Origin of the sequence: Egicoccus halophilus (genome assembly GCF_004300825.1) — a bacterium.
Lineage (GTDB): Bacteria > Actinomycetota > Nitriliruptoria > Nitriliruptorales > Nitriliruptoraceae > Egicoccus > Egicoccus halophilus.
Genome location: NZ_CP036250.1, coordinates 3,044,316 through 3,059,983 on the forward strand (window position 1 = coordinate 3,044,316; position 15,668 = coordinate 3,059,983).

General features: G+C 72.7%; 13 protein-coding genes and 1 pseudogene. 9 read left to right on the plus strand and 5 right to left on the minus strand.

What is annotated here, in order from left to right:
- Positions 1 to 14: 14 nt before the first annotated feature.
- Positions 15 to 449: a Fur family transcriptional regulator gene (locus ELR47_RS13790; RefSeq protein WP_130650418.1), complete on the minus strand. Its 435-nt coding sequence runs from the start codon at positions 447 to 449 to the stop codon at positions 15 to 17.
- 212 nt (positions 450 to 661) lie between these two features.
- Here ELR47_RS13790 and katG point away from each other — a divergent pair, with 212 nt between their 5' ends.
- The 8 genes from katG (at position 662) to ELR47_RS13830 (ending at position 11,037) form a co-directional block, all read left to right on the plus strand.
- Positions 662 to 2,863, plus strand: coding sequence for a catalase/peroxidase HPI (gene katG / locus ELR47_RS13795; protein ID WP_130650419.1), 2,202 nt, complete (start codon positions 662 to 664; stop codon positions 2,861 to 2,863).
- A 254-nt stretch (positions 2,864 to 3,117) separates the two neighbouring features.
- The gene (locus ELR47_RS13800) at positions 3,118 to 3,483 is read left to right on the plus strand and encodes a DUF1330 domain-containing protein (RefSeq protein ID WP_130650420.1); all 366 of its coding nucleotides are present in this window, start codon (positions 3,118 to 3,120) and stop codon (positions 3,481 to 3,483) included.
- Positions 3,484 to 3,672: 189 nt separating this feature from the next.
- A complete protein-coding gene (locus ELR47_RS13805) occupies positions 3,673 to 4,635 on the plus strand; it encodes a FecCD family ABC transporter permease (protein WP_205745260.1) in 963 nt (320 codons plus the stop codon).
- Positions 4,632 to 5,693, plus strand: coding sequence for a FecCD family ABC transporter permease (locus ELR47_RS13810; RefSeq protein WP_205745261.1), 1,062 nt, complete (start codon positions 4,632 to 4,634; stop codon positions 5,691 to 5,693). Before ELR47_RS13805 ends, ELR47_RS13810 begins: the two co-directional genes overlap by 4 nt.
- Positions 5,690 to 6,550, plus strand: coding sequence for an ABC transporter ATP-binding protein (locus tag ELR47_RS13815; protein ID WP_188584437.1), 861 nt, complete (start codon positions 5,690 to 5,692; stop codon positions 6,548 to 6,550). The genes ELR47_RS13810 and ELR47_RS13815 overlap by 4 nt, the downstream gene beginning before the upstream one ends.
- A gap of 272 nt (positions 6,551 to 6,822) precedes the next feature.
- Positions 6,823 to 7,956, plus strand: coding sequence for an iron-siderophore ABC transporter substrate-binding protein (locus tag ELR47_RS13820; protein WP_205745262.1), 1,134 nt, complete (start codon positions 6,823 to 6,825; stop codon positions 7,954 to 7,956).
- 256 nt (positions 7,957 to 8,212) lie between these two features.
- Entirely contained in the window at positions 8,213 to 10,114 is a 1,902-nt protein-coding gene (locus ELR47_RS13825; protein WP_130650422.1) for a metallophosphoesterase family protein, read from the plus strand.
- A 170-nt stretch (positions 10,115 to 10,284) separates the two neighbouring features.
- A complete protein-coding gene (locus tag ELR47_RS13830; protein ID WP_130650423.1) occupies positions 10,285 to 11,037 on the plus strand; it encodes a hypothetical protein in 753 nt (250 codons plus the stop codon).
- A 12-nt stretch (positions 11,038 to 11,049) separates the two neighbouring features.
- On the opposite strand, the gene ELR47_RS13835 is transcribed toward ELR47_RS13830, so the two are convergent.
- Together ELR47_RS13835 and ELR47_RS13840 are read right to left on the minus strand one after the other, a co-directional pair.
- Positions 11,050 to 11,832: a potassium channel family protein gene (locus tag ELR47_RS13835; protein ID WP_130650424.1), complete on the minus strand. Its 783-nt coding sequence runs from the start codon at positions 11,830 to 11,832 to the stop codon at positions 11,050 to 11,052.
- A 172-nt stretch (positions 11,833 to 12,004) separates the two neighbouring features.
- The gene (locus tag ELR47_RS13840; RefSeq protein WP_130650425.1) at positions 12,005 to 12,622 is read right to left on the minus strand and encodes a GyrI-like domain-containing protein; all 618 of its coding nucleotides are present in this window, start codon (positions 12,620 to 12,622) and stop codon (positions 12,005 to 12,007) included.
- A gap of 98 nt (positions 12,623 to 12,720) precedes the next feature.
- Here ELR47_RS13840 and ELR47_RS19395 point away from each other — a divergent pair, with 98 nt between their 5' ends.
- The gene (locus tag ELR47_RS19395) at positions 12,721 to 13,095 is read left to right on the plus strand and encodes a nitroreductase family deazaflavin-dependent oxidoreductase (RefSeq protein ID WP_130650426.1); all 375 of its coding nucleotides are present in this window, start codon (positions 12,721 to 12,723) and stop codon (positions 13,093 to 13,095) included.
- Positions 13,096 to 13,611: 516 nt separating this feature from the next.
- Here the strand turns inward: ELR47_RS19395 and ELR47_RS19400 are convergent.
- Both ELR47_RS19400 and ELR47_RS13855 read right to left on the minus strand, forming a co-directional pair.
- Positions 13,612 to 14,082, minus strand: a pseudogene (locus ELR47_RS19400) (GNAT family N-acetyltransferase); the annotation flags it as partial.
- A 443-nt stretch (positions 14,083 to 14,525) separates the two neighbouring features.
- Positions 14,526 to 15,659, minus strand: a complete 1,134-nt coding sequence (locus ELR47_RS13855) for a mandelate racemase/muconate lactonizing enzyme family protein (RefSeq protein ID WP_130650427.1) — start codon at positions 15,657 to 15,659, stop codon at positions 14,526 to 14,528.
- Between the last annotated feature and the right edge of the window lie 9 nt (positions 15,660 to 15,668).

Below are 15,668 nucleotides of genomic sequence, written 5' to 3' on the forward strand. Positions count from 1 at the left end.
GGCCCCGTCGGGGGTCAGACGCGGTCGAGTGCTGCCACGGCGACGCGGCCGACGCAGTCGGGGCAGCGCGCCCGGAAGGTGACGTCCACCCCGAGCAGTTCGAAGCCGTGCTGCTCGCCGTCGGGCAGCCGGGGGTCGTCGACGTGGACGTCGAGCATCCGTCCGCAGTCCACGCACAGCAGATGGTGGTGCGGGTGCTCGACGTTGGGGTCGTAGCGCTTGCGACCGTCGACGTGGGCGACCTCGAGGAGCTCGCCCATGTCCACCAGCTCGTGCAGCGTGTTGTAGACGGTGGCGAGGCTGACCTCGGGCAGGATCGCGCGGGCGCGGTCGAACACCTCGTCGGCCGCCAGGTGGACGTGCTCGCCGGCCAGCACCTCGGCGATGACGCGCCGCTGCGCGGTCAGACGCCAGCGGCGGTCGCGCAGGCGCTCCACCAGCGGTTGCACGGCAGGTCCTCGGTCCGGTCGACGGGGAGAGATCGGCCGAACGCTACCAGAGCCCGTGCCAGCACCGCCGTCGCTCGAACTACCGGTTGCTCCCAGGCTTGGAACTGTTCTAGCTTGCCGACATCGCACGGGACGCGGCCCGGCCGGCTCGACAGGGGCCGCATCGCCCCAGGCCGGGCGAGACGAGACCAGCACCCTTCGAGGAGGACATCGTGTCCGACCAATCCACCACGCGCCCCGAGTGGGCCGCGCGGACGACGCCCAGCCTGCAGGGCAACGAGCACTGGTGGCCCGACCAGCTCAGCCTCAACATCCTGCACCAGAAGCACCCCGACGCGAACCCGCTCGGCGAGAACTTCCGGTACGCCGACGCGTTCTCGCAGCTCGACGTCGAGGCGCTGACCGCCGACGTCGACGCGCTGATGACCGACTCGCAGGACTGGTGGCCCGCCGACTGGGGTCACTACGGTCCGTTCTTTATCCGCATGTCGTGGCACGCGGCCGGCACCTACCGGGCGATCGACGGCCGCGGCGGTGGCGGCACCGGCGCCCAGCGCTTCGCACCGCTCAACAGCTGGCCCGACAACGGCAACCTCGACAAGGCCCGCCGGCTGCTGTGGCCGATCAAGCAGAAGTACGGCGAGAAGATCTCCTGGGCCGACCTGCTGGTCTTCGCCGGCAACCGGGCGCTCGAGACCATGGGCTTCAAGACCTTCGGCTTCGGGTTCGGCCGCTCCGACATCTGGGCGCCCGAGGACGACGTCTACTGGGGCCCGGAGACCGAGTGGCTGGCGACCGAGGACGAGCGCTACACCGGTGACTGGGAGGACGGCAGCCGCGTCCTGGACAATCCGCTCGCCGCGGTCCAGATGGGCCTGATCTACGTCAACCCCGAGGGCCCCAACGGTGTGCCCGACGCGCTGAAGTCCGCGCAGGACATCCGCGAGACCTTCGGCCGCATGGGGATGAACGACCGCGAGACGGCCGCCCTGACGGTCGGCGGTCACACCTTCGGCAAGATGCACGGCAACGGTCCGAAGGAGGCCGTCGGCGGCCTGCCCGAGGAGTCCAAGATCCACGAGCAGGGCTTCGGCTGGGCCAACACCCACGAGACCGGCCTGGGTGAGTACACCATCACCTCCGGCCTCGAGGGCGCCTGGACCCCGACGCCGACGCAGTGGGACAACTCCTACCTCGACACGCTGTTCAACAACCAGTGGGAGCTCACCGAGTCGCCCGCCGGCGCCAAGCAGTGGGAGCCGGTCGACCCCGACGAGAAGTACCTCGTCCCCGACGCGCACGTCGAGGGCCGCAAGAACAAGCCGGTGATGTCGACCGCCGACATGGCGATGATGGCCGACGAGACCTACCTCGGGATCTGCAAGGAGTTCTACGAGAACCCCGACGTGCTCGCCGACGAGTTCGCCCGCGCCTGGTACAAGCTGCTGCACCGGGACATGGGCCCGAGCGCCCGCTACCTCGGCCCCCAGATCCCGGACGAGGAGCTGGTCTGGCAGGACCCGGTCCCCGCACACGAGGGACCGCTGGTCTCCGAGGACGAGATCGCCACGCTCAAGCAGCAGATCGCCGACTCCGGCCTGAGCGCCGCGCAGCTGGTCGGCACCGCCTGGGCGTCGGCCTGCACCTACCGCCAGACCGACCACCGCGGTGGCGCCAACGGTGCACGCATCCGGCTCGAGCCGCAGGCCAGCTGGGACGTCAACCTGCGCTCCGGCGTCGCGGGCGTGATCGACCAGCTCGAGCAGATCAAGGACGCCTCGGACGCGAACATCTCGCTCGCGGACCTCATCGTCCTCGCCGGCAGCGTCGGGATCGAGATGGCGGCCGAGGCGGCCGGGCACGACATCACCGTCCCGTTCACCCCGGGCCGCACCGACGCGACCCAGGAGCAGACCGAGGTCGACACCTTCGGGTGGCTCGAGCCCAAGCACGACGGGTTCCGCAATTACCTGCTGAAGACGCCGCGTGGCCTCCCGGCCGAGCACTTCCTGATCGACCGGGCGTTCATGCTCAACCTCAGCGCACCCGAGATGGCGGCGCTGGTCGGTGGCTTCCGCGGCATCGGCGTCAACGCCGGTGACGACAACACCGACGGCTACCTGACCGACCGTCTCGGTCAGTTGACCAACGACTTCTTCCTCAACCTGGTCGGCATGGACACCGTCTGGGAGCCGATCGGCGAGGGCGAGGACCGGTTCGAGGGCAAGAGCCGCACGACCGGGGAGACCCGCTGGACCGCCACGCGCGTGGACCTGATCTTCGGCTCCAACTCGGTGCTGCGGGCCATCGCCGAGGAGTACGCGGCCGACGGTGGCGAGGAGCGCATGCTCGACCGCTTCGTCCAGGGCTGGGTCAAGGTCATGAACGCGGACCGGTTCGACCTGCACCGCTGACCCGACGCACCACCAGCACCGACGCACCACCAGCACCGACGCACCACCAGCACCGACGCATCACCAGGCGAGCGGCCGTCCTCAGGGCGGCCGCTCGTCGCGTGTCGGTAGCACCGGTCCGCGACGCCTCGCGTCCGGCCGGCGCGAGGAACCGATGGTCCCCCGTCGGCCCGCGCCGCGACCCGGACGACGCCGCCACGGCCCGACGCGCGACGACTAGCGTCGCGCACCGACGGCGAGCGGAAGGGCAGCGGGTGGCGATCGATCCGACCGGGGCGCAGCTGAAGCAGCTGTTGGCCGAGGACGACGGCGAGCCGGTGGTGATGCTCAACCTGCTGCGCTTCGCACCCGACGGCGGGCGGGCCCGCTACGCCGAGTACGCACGCCACCTCTCGGAGACGTTCCTGCCCCGCTACGGCGGCGAGGTCCTCTACGCCGGCAGCGGGTCGAGTCCGCTGGTCGCCGAGGACGGCCAGGCCTGGGACGCGGTCGTGCTCGTGCGCTATCCCGACCGGCAGTCCTTCAGCCGCATGGTCGCCGATCCGGAGTACCAGCAGGTCACGCACCTGCGTACCGAGGCGCTGACCGAGGCGGTCCTCCAGGCGACCCGCCCCTGGTGACCTGCCTCTGGTGAGCTGCCTCTGGTGAGCTGCCCCTGGTGACCCGCCATCCGTGACGTCGCGCCCGGCTGGTGGTGCCCGGTTGGTGCTTCGGCGGTGCGCTGCGATACTTAGGTAATGCTCACCTCGGCTCTGGCGCCTCCCGCGCCCGTGACGGAGGCGCCGCCGCGTCGGCGCCCGGGCGTCGCCGTGGTCGCCGTCTGCCTCGGCCTGTTCGTCCTGGCTGCGGTGGCCAGCCTGCTCCTGGGCGTGCGCGGCACCCCGCCGATCGAGGTGTGGCGCGCCTTCACCGACCCGGTCGCGACCAGCGGCGACCACCGGGTCGTGCTGGACCTGCGGGTCCCGCGCACGCTCGTCGGCGCGCTCGCCGGCGTCGCCCTGGGTCTGGCCGGCACGCTCATCCAGGGGGTGACGCGCAACCCGATCGCCGATCCCGGACTGCTCGGCATCAACGCCGGGGCGTCGCTGGCGGTGGTGCTGGCGATCTGGCTGCTCGGGGTGACCAGCCCGACGAGCTTCGTCTGGTTCGCGTTCGCCGGGGCGGCCCTGGCGGCCCTGGCCGTGGCCGCCATCGGGCGGGGGGATCCTGTCCGGCTGGCCCTCGGGGGTGCCGCCCTGACCGCGCTGCTGACCCCGGTCATCACGATGGTGCTGATGCGCAGCCGGCAGGCCTTCGACGAGTACCGCTTCTGGGCGGTCGGCTCGCTCACCGGGCGGGACCTCGACCTGGCCGGGGACCTGTGGCCGTACGTGGCGACCGGTGCGGTGCTGGCCGTCGTCTGCGCCCACCGCCTCAACCTGCTGGCGCTGGGCGACGACGTCGCCCGGGGCCTCGGCCAGCGCGTCGGGACCACCCGTGCGCTCGCCGGGTTGGGCATCACGCTGCTGGCCGGGGCCGCGACGAGCCTGGTCGGACCGATCGCCCTGGTCGGGCTGGTCGTGCCGCACGCCGCCCGCCGCCTGGCCGGCTCCGACTACCGACGGATCCTGCCGGTCGCGGCCGTCCTCGGCGCGACCCTGCTGCTCGTCGCCGACGTCATCGGCCGTCTGGTCGCCCGTCCGGGGGAGCTCGAGGCCGGCATCGTCACCGCCTTCCTCGGCGCCCCGGTGCTGGTCGCCGTCGCGCGGGGACGCAAGGTGGCGCAGCTGTGAGCCTGACCACCGAGGCCACCCCCGCCGCCACGGCCGGTCGCGCACCGGCCGACCTCCGGCGGCGGCGGACCCGCCGCTCGGCGACCGTGCTCGGCTGCGGCGTCGCGCTGCTGCTCGTGCTGGCGATGCTCGCCCTCACCCTGGGCGCCGCGGGGCTGACGCCACGCCAGGTGCTGCTGGCACTCACCGGCGCCGGCGAGAGCAGCGAGGTGTTCGTGATGCGGCGCCTGCGGCTGCCGCGGGTGCTGGCCGCCGTCGCGGCCGGCGCGGCACTGGGGACCGCGGGCGCGCTGTTCCAGTCGACGTTGCGCAACCCGCTCGCGAGCCCGGACATCCTCGGGATCTCAGCCGGCGCGAGCCTGGGCGCCGTGTGTGCCCTGCTCGGGTTGGGACTGACCGGGGCCGCGGTGGCCGGGTTCGCCGGCGTCGGCGCGCTCGCGACCGCGCTGGCCATCTGGCTGTTCGCCTGGCGCCAGGGACTGCACGGCATCCGTTTCGTGCTGGTCGGCATCGGCTTCGCCTACCTCGCGACCTCGCTGATCAGCTGGCTGCTCACGCGGGCCGAGGTCCGCGACGCCGCCGGCGCGCTGCTGTGGACCGTCGGCAGCGTCGGCGACGTCCGCGGTCCGCGCTTGACGCTGCTGCTGGCCAGCGTCGCCGTGCTGCTGCCGCTGGCCCTGCGCCAGCACGCCCGGCAGCGCATCCTCGCGCTGGGTGACGACCATGCCCGGGGGCTCGGCGTCGCGGCCGACCGTTCCCGCGCGAGTGCGCTGCTGCTCGGCACCGCGCTGGTCGCGGCCGCTGCGTCGGTGGCCGGACCGGTGCCCTTCGTCGCGCTGGTGGCCCCCGCGATCGCCCGCGGGCTGCTCGACGACGGCGGCCCCGCCCTGGCCACCAGCGGACTGGTCGGGGCGTCGCTGATGCTGGGCGGCGACGTGATCGGGCAGCACGCGCTGCCGTTCCAGCTCGCCGCGCCGGTCGGGATCGTGACCGGGATCATCGGCGCGCCGTACCTGATCTGGCTGTTGGCGAGAACCGGACGAGGAACGAGCCGGTGAGGGCACCGGACACCGACGCGCGTACGACCGGGCACGCCCTGAGCGCCGAACAGGTGCGCATCGGCTACGGCGACCATCTCGTGATCGACGGTCTCGACCTGACGATCCCCGACGGGCGGATCACCGCCATCGTCGGCCCCAACGCCTGCGGCAAGTCGACGCTGCTCCGCGGCCTGGCGCGCCTGCTGCCGCTCGCCGGCGGCCGGGTCACGCTCGACGGACGGGACATCGCGCGCCTGCCCAGCCGGGAGGTCGCCCGCATCGTCGGGGTGCTGCCGCAGCGGTCGGAGGCGCCCGACGGCGTGCGGGTCGCCGACCTGGTCGCCCGCGGCCGCTACCCCCACCAGGGCTGGTTCGGCCGGCACCGCAGCGACGACGACCGTGTCGTCGCCGAGGCGATGGCCGCCACCGGGGTGGCGGACCTCGCCGACCGCCGCATCGAGGAGCTCTCGGGTGGGCAGGGCCAGCGGGTCTGGATCGCGATGGTGCTCGCCCAGCAGACCGACATCATCCTGCTCGACGAGCCGACGACGTTCCTCGACGTCACCCATCAGCTCGAGCTGCTCGACCTGCTCACCGAACGCAACCGCGTGCACGGCACGACCGTGGTCCTGGTGCTGCACGAGCTCAACCTCGCGGCCCGCTATGCCGACCACCTCGTGGTCATGCAGCGGGGTCGGATCGTGGTCGAGGGGGCGCCCGCCGAGGTCGTGACCGAGGACATCGTCGCGGACGCCTTCGGTCTCGCGTCGCGGGTCGTCGCCGACCCGGTGTCGGGTTCGCCGCTGATCGTCCCGATCGGCCGCTACCACGCGGCCGACGCCGACCTCGGTGTCGAGACCGGCCACCGTTGCTGACCCGCTGTCGGCAGCCGGGCGGCCCACCCCGGGCACCGCGCAATCCGTGCGTCCTGATCCGACCCGGGCCGGTGTGGGACGCACGTGCGTCGGCGCGCCATCCGTGCGTGCGTCCTGATCCGACCCGGGCCGGGGCAGGACGCACGTGCGTCGGGGCGCATCGCCGGGTTGGCCTGCCGAAGCAGGTGAGGCTAACTTAAGCGGCCCGGCGCCGACCGACGCCTCGCCTCCTGCCCCGTCGTCGAGCCGCCGGGCTCGAGAGGAGACCTCCTGTGCGTGCCCCCCGTTCCACCCGGCTGGCCGCGGTCCTGGTGACCGCCGCTCTCGCCCTGACCGCCTGCGGCACCGACGGGGCGGACGACGCGACGACCGGGGACACCGACCCCGCCGCGAACCCCGCCGACGGCGACGACGAGGCCGGCGACCCGACCGCTCACGACGACGGTGCCGCCACCGATGCGGACGGCGCCGACGCCGGTGACGCCGCGGGCGACGACGCCGCGGCGTCCTTCCCGGTCGAGATCGAGCACGCCTTCGGCAGCACCGAGATCACCGAGGAACCCGCGCGGGTCGTCACCTGGGGCTGGGGCTCGACCGAGGCCGCCATCGCCGTCGGCGTCTACCCGGTCGCGATGACCGAGCAGGTGTGGACCGTCGGCGAGGGTGGCCAGCTGCCCTGGATCGAGGAGGCCGTCGAGGACGCCGGCGAGGAGTCGCCGACGCTGCTGACCGACGACTTCACCGCGCCGCCCTACGAGGAGATCATCGCGCAGGAGCCCGACCTGATCGTGGCGGCCTACTCGGGCATCACCGAGGAGCAGTACGAGCTGCTCAGCGAGATCGCCCCGACCGTCGCCTATCCCGAGGGCCCGTGGGCCACGCCGTGGCGCGACGTCATCGACATCACCGCCCGGGCCCTCGGTCGCGAGGAGGCCGGCCAGCAGGTCCTCGCCGACATCGACGCCTTCTTCTCCGAGCAGGCCGAGGCGCACCCGGAGTTCGCCGGCCAGACCGTCGCCAACGTCTGGGACGGTGACGGGCAGATGTCGGTGTACACCTCGCTGGACCCGCGGGCGGCGATGCTGACCGAGCTCGGCTTCGAGATCGCCCCGGCCGTCGACGAGCTCGACACCGACACGACCGAGACGAACTTCTACTACGACCTCAGCTACGAGCAGCTCGACCGACTCGAGTCCGACGTGGTGGTCAGCTACCACTCGACGCCGGACGAGGCCGACGCCTTCCTGACCAAGGCCGACGTGCAGGCCATCCCGGCCGTCGCCGAGGGCAACGTGGCGCAGGTCGTGGGCAACGAGTACGTCTCGTCGGTCTCGCCGCCGACCGCCCTGAGCGTGTACTGGGGCATGCCGGACCTGATCGAGTCCCTGAGCGCCGCGCTGGACTGACCCTCACGGCCGCGACCTCGCCCCACGAACGGCGCGCGGCACCTGGGGCTCCGAGTGCGCCCCGGCCGAACCGCCGGGGCACACTCGTGTGTCGCGCGGCCGGTTCGGTGCTCCGGACCTCGCCGGGTGTCGCTTCGCGCGAATCCGCAGGGACGTTCGCCGGCCGTTCACCTCGCCATCACTGACGGGGCGATCGGCCGTCAGCACCGGTTCGTAGCGTCGGGCGACGACGTCCACCGACGCGGAGTTCCCTCCCATGACCCGACGATCCCTCCCGCTGCGGCGACGGCGGCACGCCGCCCTCGTCGCGACCCTGCTTGCCGGCAGCCTCGCCACGGTCGGAGCCGCCGACCCGGCCGCGTCCGCGCCGCGGCGCGCGCCGGCGGTGACCGGCCTGGCCGGTTCGCTCGAGCTGCTCACCGACCCGTTCCTCCAGCAGCCCGACAAGAACGCGGTCGAGGTGGCCTGGTTCACCGAGTTCGCCGGCGGATCGCACTACGTGCTGACCGGCGACGGCGTCGACGAGCTGTCGGAGACACAGCTGCGCCGGGCGGTCGCCCGTGGTCGCGACCAGCGCATCCGCGTGTTCGAGGCCGAGACGACGCAACTGTCCCGTGTCGCCGAGGACGCCGACTCGCAGCTGCCCGCCGATCGCAAGCCCGCCACCGGTGTCGCCCCGCGGCCGGTGTTCCGTCACGCGGCGACGGTCACCAACATCCCCCGCAACGGCGACCGCCAGCCGTACCGGGTGGTGAGCTTCGACGGCGACGCGTTCGCCGCCTCCGACACGTTCGGGCTGCGCGGGGCCCTCAAGCCGGGCCGTCCCGCGGTGATCCTGCTCACGTCCGACCACCAGGCGATGGTCAACACGGCGGCGAACATGGAGCTCGCCGCCCGCACCGTCACCGAGGAGCTCGGGAGCATCGACGCGGTGTTCTTCCCCGGTGACCTGGTCAACATCCCCGACCGCGCCTCGGAGTGGTTCGACGACCAGCGCGGCTCGGCGTTCTTCCCGGTGCTCCAGGGCAACGGCGGACGCGTGGCGCGCGACGGCCGGGTCTACCGCGGTGCGAAGATCCTCCAGAACGCCCCGATCTTCCCCGCCATCGGCAACCACGAGGTGCAGGGACGCCGGGACGGCCACACCTCGCTCAACGCCTCGTACAACAACCCCGTGCCCCGCGAGGTCGCCGAGGCCGTCTACGAACAGGTCGCCGCGCAGGTCAACCCCACCGGCGACCCGGCGACCGAGGCGGCCTGGATCGAGGACAACTCGTTCTCGACCACCACCTACGAGGAGATCTTCTCGCTGCCGACCTCGTCGTCCGGTGGCGAGCGCTACTACGCGACCACGGTCGGCGACGTCCGCCTCGTGTCGCTGTACTCGACCCGGATCTGGCGCAACACCACCGCGCAGCCCGACCCGGCCGCCCGGACCTCGACCAGCCGCTACCAGGAGGCTCGGGCCGACCTCGACGACCCGCTCGCCCGCGGCTACGGCGAGTTCGTGTTCGAGGACCTCGCCGTCGGGTCCGAGCAGTACGCGTGGCTGGCCGAGGAGCTCGCTTCGCCGGAGTTCCGCCGCGCCCGCTACCAGGTGGTGATCCTCCATGAGGGCCCGCAAGGGCTCGGCGACAACGTCATGGCCCCCTTCGCCCACCCGGTGGCGATCGAGGAGGTCGACGAGGCGGGCGAGGTCGTCGGCATCCGCTACGAGTACCCGGCCGAGGACAACGTCCTGCTGCGTGACGTGCAACCGCTGCTCGAGCAGGCCGGCGTCGACCTGGTGCACAACGGCCACAGCCACCTGTGGAACCGGTTCACGTCCCCCAACGGCGTCAACTACCTCGAGGCGTCGAACACCGGCAACAGCTACGGCGCCTACCACCCGCTGTCGGGCCGTTCGCGCCCGGTCCCCCCGGCGCCGTGGAACCCGGCCAACTACCTCGCACAGGGCAACCCGGGCGGCCTCGACCCGGTGGTGCCCACGATCGCGCCGCTGCGCAACGACGACGGGGTCGCGCTGCCGTTCATCGCCGACAACCGCTACGTGGTGTTCCAGGCGCTCGACACCGGCACGGGCACGGTCACCAGCTGGTACGTCGACCTCGATGCCGCCGATCCTGTCGCGGTGAAGTTCGACGCGTTCGGGCTCTAGTCCGCCGTGGGGGGGCGGGGCGGCGACGCGACGCGCGTCGTCGCCCCGCGCAGGCGTCGGCCCGCCCGCGCAGGCGTCGGCCCGGCGGGTGTCCGCGGGCGCCGTTCACGGTCGGACGTCGCACGGATGGCAGACTGCGCTGACGTGCACCGGCGACCAGCGAGGACGGGATGGCTGCAGCCTCAGCGGCCGCCGCCGTGGTGCTCGCGGTGCTGCACGCGCTGGCCGGACGGGTCCGCGGCCTGCACGTCGTCCCGCGCAGCTGGCTGCTGTCGGCCGGCTCGGGGGTCTCGGCCGCCTACGTCTTCGTGCACCTGCTGCCCGAGCTCGCGCACGTGCAGGACCACCTGGTGGAGACCTCCACGGTCCAGCAGGTCCCCTACCTCGCCAGCCACGCCTGGATCGTGGCGCTGGCCGGACTGGCGGCCGTCTACGGACTGGAGCTGTCTGCGCGGCGGTCGCGGGCCGAACGCTCGACGGCGTCGCAGGGCGACGCCCGCGGTGACGCGCCCCCCGCACCGTCGGTGGTCGGCTGGGGTCACGTCGGCAGCTATGCGGTCTACAACGCCGTCATCGGCTACCTGCTGGTCGAGCGGGCGCAGGTGTCGGCGACCACGCTGGCGACTTTCGCGTTCGCGATGGGTGTGCACTTCCTCGTCAACGACCACGGCCTGCGCGAGCACCATGCCGCGCTCTACGACGGCCGCGGACGGTGGGTCGTCGCCGCCGGTGTGCTGGTCGGGTGGGCGGTCGGCATGGCCACGACCATCGCCGAGGCGACCCTCGGCCTGCTGATCGCCTTCCTCGGTGGCGGGATCATCATGAACGTGCTCAAGGAGGAGCTGCCCGCCGACCGCCGGGCCCGCTGGACCCCGTTCGCCCTCGGTGCCACCGCCTACACGGTCCTGCTGCTCGCCGTGTGAGCTGGGTGTGCCTCAGCTCTCCGCGGCGCGTCGGTCGGCGCCTGCACCCGGGTCGGTGTCGTCGACGACGGCGGCGAGCAGCGCGACCAGACGCCGGCGCTCCCCGTGCGACAGCTCACCCCACTCCCCCAGGCGGTCGCGGATGTGCTCGACGTCGGGGTCGGTGTCCCGTTCGTCGCCGATGAAGTAGGTGGCGATGGACCCGGTCAGCATCCCGATCGTGCCGATGCCGACCAGCATCAGCGCCACCGCGACGATGCGGGCGACCGGGTTCTGTGGCGCGAGGTCGCCGTAGCCGACGGTGGTGGCGGTGACGATCGCCCACCAGGCGGCGTCGGTGAACTCCTCGATGCCGGGCTCGACGACCCACACGACCAGCGCGCCGAACAGCACCGAGCACAGCGACACGATCAGCACCCAGCCGAGCCCGTTGGTGTTGGTGATGCCGCGCACGTCACGCAGCACCCGCCCGACGGTGCTGGCCGCGCGCAGGACCCGCAGCAGCCGGGCGAGACGCAGCACCCGCAGGCCGCGGAAGAAGTCGGCCGGCAGGATCGCCAGCAGGTCGACCACGTTGGCCTTGACGAACGCCCCTCGGTCGGTCGACAGCAGCAGGCGGGTCACGTAGTCGGCGACGAAGACCGCCCACACGCCGAGGTTGACCGCCAGCACCCAGCCCTCGTTCGGCAGGGCCAGCAGCGCGACGACCACGAGCGCGAGGGCGACCATCACCCCCTCGTAGACCCACTTCCAGCGCCCGGTGCCGAGCACCATCACGACCGGCTCGCGTCGCACCCTGGTCCTTCCACGCGGGGAATCGGCCGGTCGGGCGATGCCCCGTGGCTTCGCCCGACCGTGCAGCCCCGACGCTAGGGAGGCGCCCGGCGACCGTCCGGCGGCGAACACCGGCGGGCGACGGCCGCCGCGGAGCGCCGCGAGCAGCTCCTCGGCGTGACCGGTCGCGAGCTCAGCCGGTGACGGGTTGCCGCAGGATCGTGCGTCGCCTGTCGGGTGCGGTCCGGCGGAAGTCGCTCAGGTAGATCTCGTGGTGGGTACCGCGCAGCCGCAGGCCGTGCTCGGGGAGGAACTCGGTGTGCATCCGCGCGAGCACGTCCGCCTCGTCGTCGAACGAGCCGACGTGCAGGGTCTGCACGCATCGACCCTCCGACAGCGCCTCGAAGCGGACGTCGTCCAGCCGTGCCGGCCGGTTCCTCGCGCCCGCCTGTTCGACGGCGGCGGCGACCCGGCCCGCGTCCAGCCAGTCGGGGACCAGCAGCAGCAGGGTCCAGCTCCAGCGCGACGTGTCGCGTGCCGTGGTGAACGCCGCCGGGTCGTCGGCCCACCACAGGCCCTCCAAGGGCGGGACGACGTAGTCGCGGCCGAGCTGTTGCTTGCTGGCGAACTTGAGCTTGTAGGCGACCGGGTAGAGCGCGGCCACCGCGTCGGCGAACGCCGCCGAGGTGTTGGGGTCCCCGTGCCCGTCGATCATCAGGTACTGCAGGTCGGGCACGTCGAGGACCCGGAAGGCGTCGCGTGGCGCCCGGTAGACGTCGAGCGACGTCTTGACGTCGAGCTTGTCGGCCATCGAACCGGCCTCCCGTCGAAAACTCGGCAACTACCGTGCCGACGTGCACGGCCGAAGCGGATTCTGCCGCGCCCGGCGGCGGTGCAGGGAGAACCATCATGCCGATGCCGCGGTGGTGGGGGCAGATCAACAAGCGCCTGTTCAACCCGCGGGCGATCGAGCGCGACACCTGGCCGGTGCTCACCCACGTCGGACGCCACTCCGGCCGCACGTACCGCACCCCGATCGGCGCGCACGCGGTCGAGGGCGGCTACCTCGTCTACCTGGTGTACGGCTCACAGTCGGACTGGGTACGAAACGTGCTGGCCGCCGGGCACGCCCGGCTGCGCTTCGAGGGGCGCGACGTCGAGGTCACCGCGCCCCGCCTGGTCGGGCGCGACGAGGCGTTCGCCGTCCTGGACCCCGAGGTCGCGAGGCCGCCGAAGCTGCTGCGCATCACCGAGTTCCTGCGCCTGGACGCCACGACCGACTGACGCGGCGGCTACGACAACACCGCCCGCGACCTGGTCCTCAACCTCGCCGGCGGGGTCGTCGCCGGCTGGTGGCTCCGGTCGCGACCGCCGCCCGCACGCCACCGGTCGACGACGTCGAGCGACACCGGAGCGCGACGACCTCGTCGAACGCCTGAGCGGACGCCGCCGCTGCCGGCGTGCAGCACCCCCCGGCGGTCGGAGGTCGTGGACGACCCAGACGTTGGGTTCGACGTAGACGGCGTGGTCCTGGTCCACGTCGACGTGCACCGGCACCAGGGCCCCGGCGACCTCGACCCGACCGGACTCCCGCAGCGGCAGCCCGGACCAGCTGCGCCACTCGGCGAGGCTGCCCGCGACCGTCATCGACCGCGGACACACGGCCTCGATGCGTCCGCCGGCCCGGACGTGCAGCCGCAGCCACGAGTCCCACGGCAGCCCGTCGTCGCCGGTCCGGGCGGCGTACTCGGCCATCGGGGTGTGCGGCTCGAAGTGCTTGCGGCTCGGACGCACGGGCGCGACGAGACCGCCCGCACCGATGGCGCGGGCCGCGTCCTTCATCGCGGCGAGCAGCCGTTGCGCGAGCCCGGTCCCCCGCAGGTCGGGGACGACCGTGATCTCCAGGGCGGAGACGTGGGTGGGCGCACGACCCGCCAGGTGATCGAGCCACGCCCAGCTGATGACCCCGTCCCAGCCTGCCACCGGCAACTCGGTGCGCCCGAGCTCCTCCCCCATGGCGAACGGCACGGAGAACGCCCGGGCGACGATCCGGTCCTCGTGCAGGGCGACGAACGCGTGCGCGGCGTGGTCCTCGAGGCGTGCGAAGTACAGGTCACCGACCGGGTCGTGCAGCATGAACGGCGGCCACAACTTGGTCAGGTCCCAGCAGCGCTCCTGCAGCTCCGGGCGCCGCGCGAGCGAATGGATCTCGACCGGTGCGTCGTCGTCCCGGCCCGCCGGCGTCCCGGGCGGCATCCCCTGTGTCCCCATGGACGGCACCGTAGCCGCAGCGAGGTCCAGATGGGGGCGGACGCCGCCGCCTGCCCGCTTTCAACCCGGCGAGGTCGCGCCCGACGCGCCGCTGGGCCGTGGACGCGGCGACGTCGTGCTGGCCGCGACCGACGGCGCGGTGCCGTTCCCCCTTGGTCAACGGCTCGCGGTCGACTGGGTGCCGACCGTGCTCGTCGCCTGGCACGCCCGGCTGCACCTCGAAGGGAGTGACGTCGAGGTCACCGCGCCCCGACTGGTCGGGAGCTCTTGTCGCACGCGAATCGGAACGTGACCGCGTGGAGCGTGCCGGATGGTCGGGTGGAGGTCGATCCCGCCAAGGTCAGCCAGCGTGTCGCTGGTGGGACCTGGCCGCGGACGCTACCGGTCTCGACGGCGGGCTACGCCGGCTTGTCGATCAGGATGAGCTTGCGTCGGCGATGACGTCACGAGAAGGGAGAGCCGGTCTGGCCGGGGAACGCGGCCAGACGCTCTTCGTCGACCTGCACACCGAGGCCGGGAGCGTCACTGGTCCGGGCGAGACCGTCGACAACGCGCACCCCGCCGTCGAGGACGCCGTCACGGAATGGGTTGTCGATCGACGCGTCGGCCTCGAACCAGGCGTCTGCACCCAGCCCCCGGACGAGGTGCAGCGTGGCCGCGTGGTTGAGCCCGCTGTGCGAGATGTGCGGGGCGAGGCGTCGACCGCTGATGCGCGCCAAGGCCGCGATCCGAGCGGCCTCGGTGATGCCGCCGCAGCGACTGACGTCCGGCTGGACGACGTCGATCGCGCCGGTGTCGATCCAGTCGTAGAACTGGTGCGCGCCGATGAGGTTCTCGCCACCGGCAAGGGGAAGCGTGCTGACCTGCCGCAACCGGACGAAGGCGGCACGCCGGGTCGGGGCATAGGGCTCCTCGAGCCACACCACGCCCAGCTCCTCGAGCGGACGCACGATCCGGGCCACGTCATAGGGCAGCCCGCTGTTGGCGTCGAGCATGATCTGCAGCTCGTCGCCGAAAGCGTCCCGCACGGCGCGCACCCGGGCCAGGTCCCGCGAAGGATGATCACCGACCCGCACCTTGATGGCACCGACCCCTAGCCGTGCCGTGATCTCGGCAGCAGCCTCGACGAGGCGGGCCGGTTCTTGGAAGCCGAGCGCGAACCCACCGCCGTAGGCGGGCACCGGTCCGAGCGTGCCGCCGAGGAGTTCCGCGACGGGCCGCCCCTCGACCTTGCCGCGGGCATCCCACATGGCGATGTCGACCCCGCTCAACGCGCCGAGGAAGGCGTCGCTCATGCCGGCCCCGTCGACGAACCGCCGGTGGACGTGGTCGTTGAGCCCGACGGCGTCGTGCACCTCGCGGCCGACGACGACCCGGTGCAGGGTCGTGTTGACGATCTCCGCCACCGCCGTGCCGGCGTGTCCGTGGAAGGACTCGCCGTGACCGGTGGTGCCGTCCTCGGTGGTGACCCGCACCAGCACCACGTCCCGTCGGTCAGGGCTGCCGACGCTGAGCGGGCGGGGTGGTTCGGGGAAGCGGTAGCTCAGGACCTGGGCGTGGACGTCGGTGATTCGCATCGTGAGGTG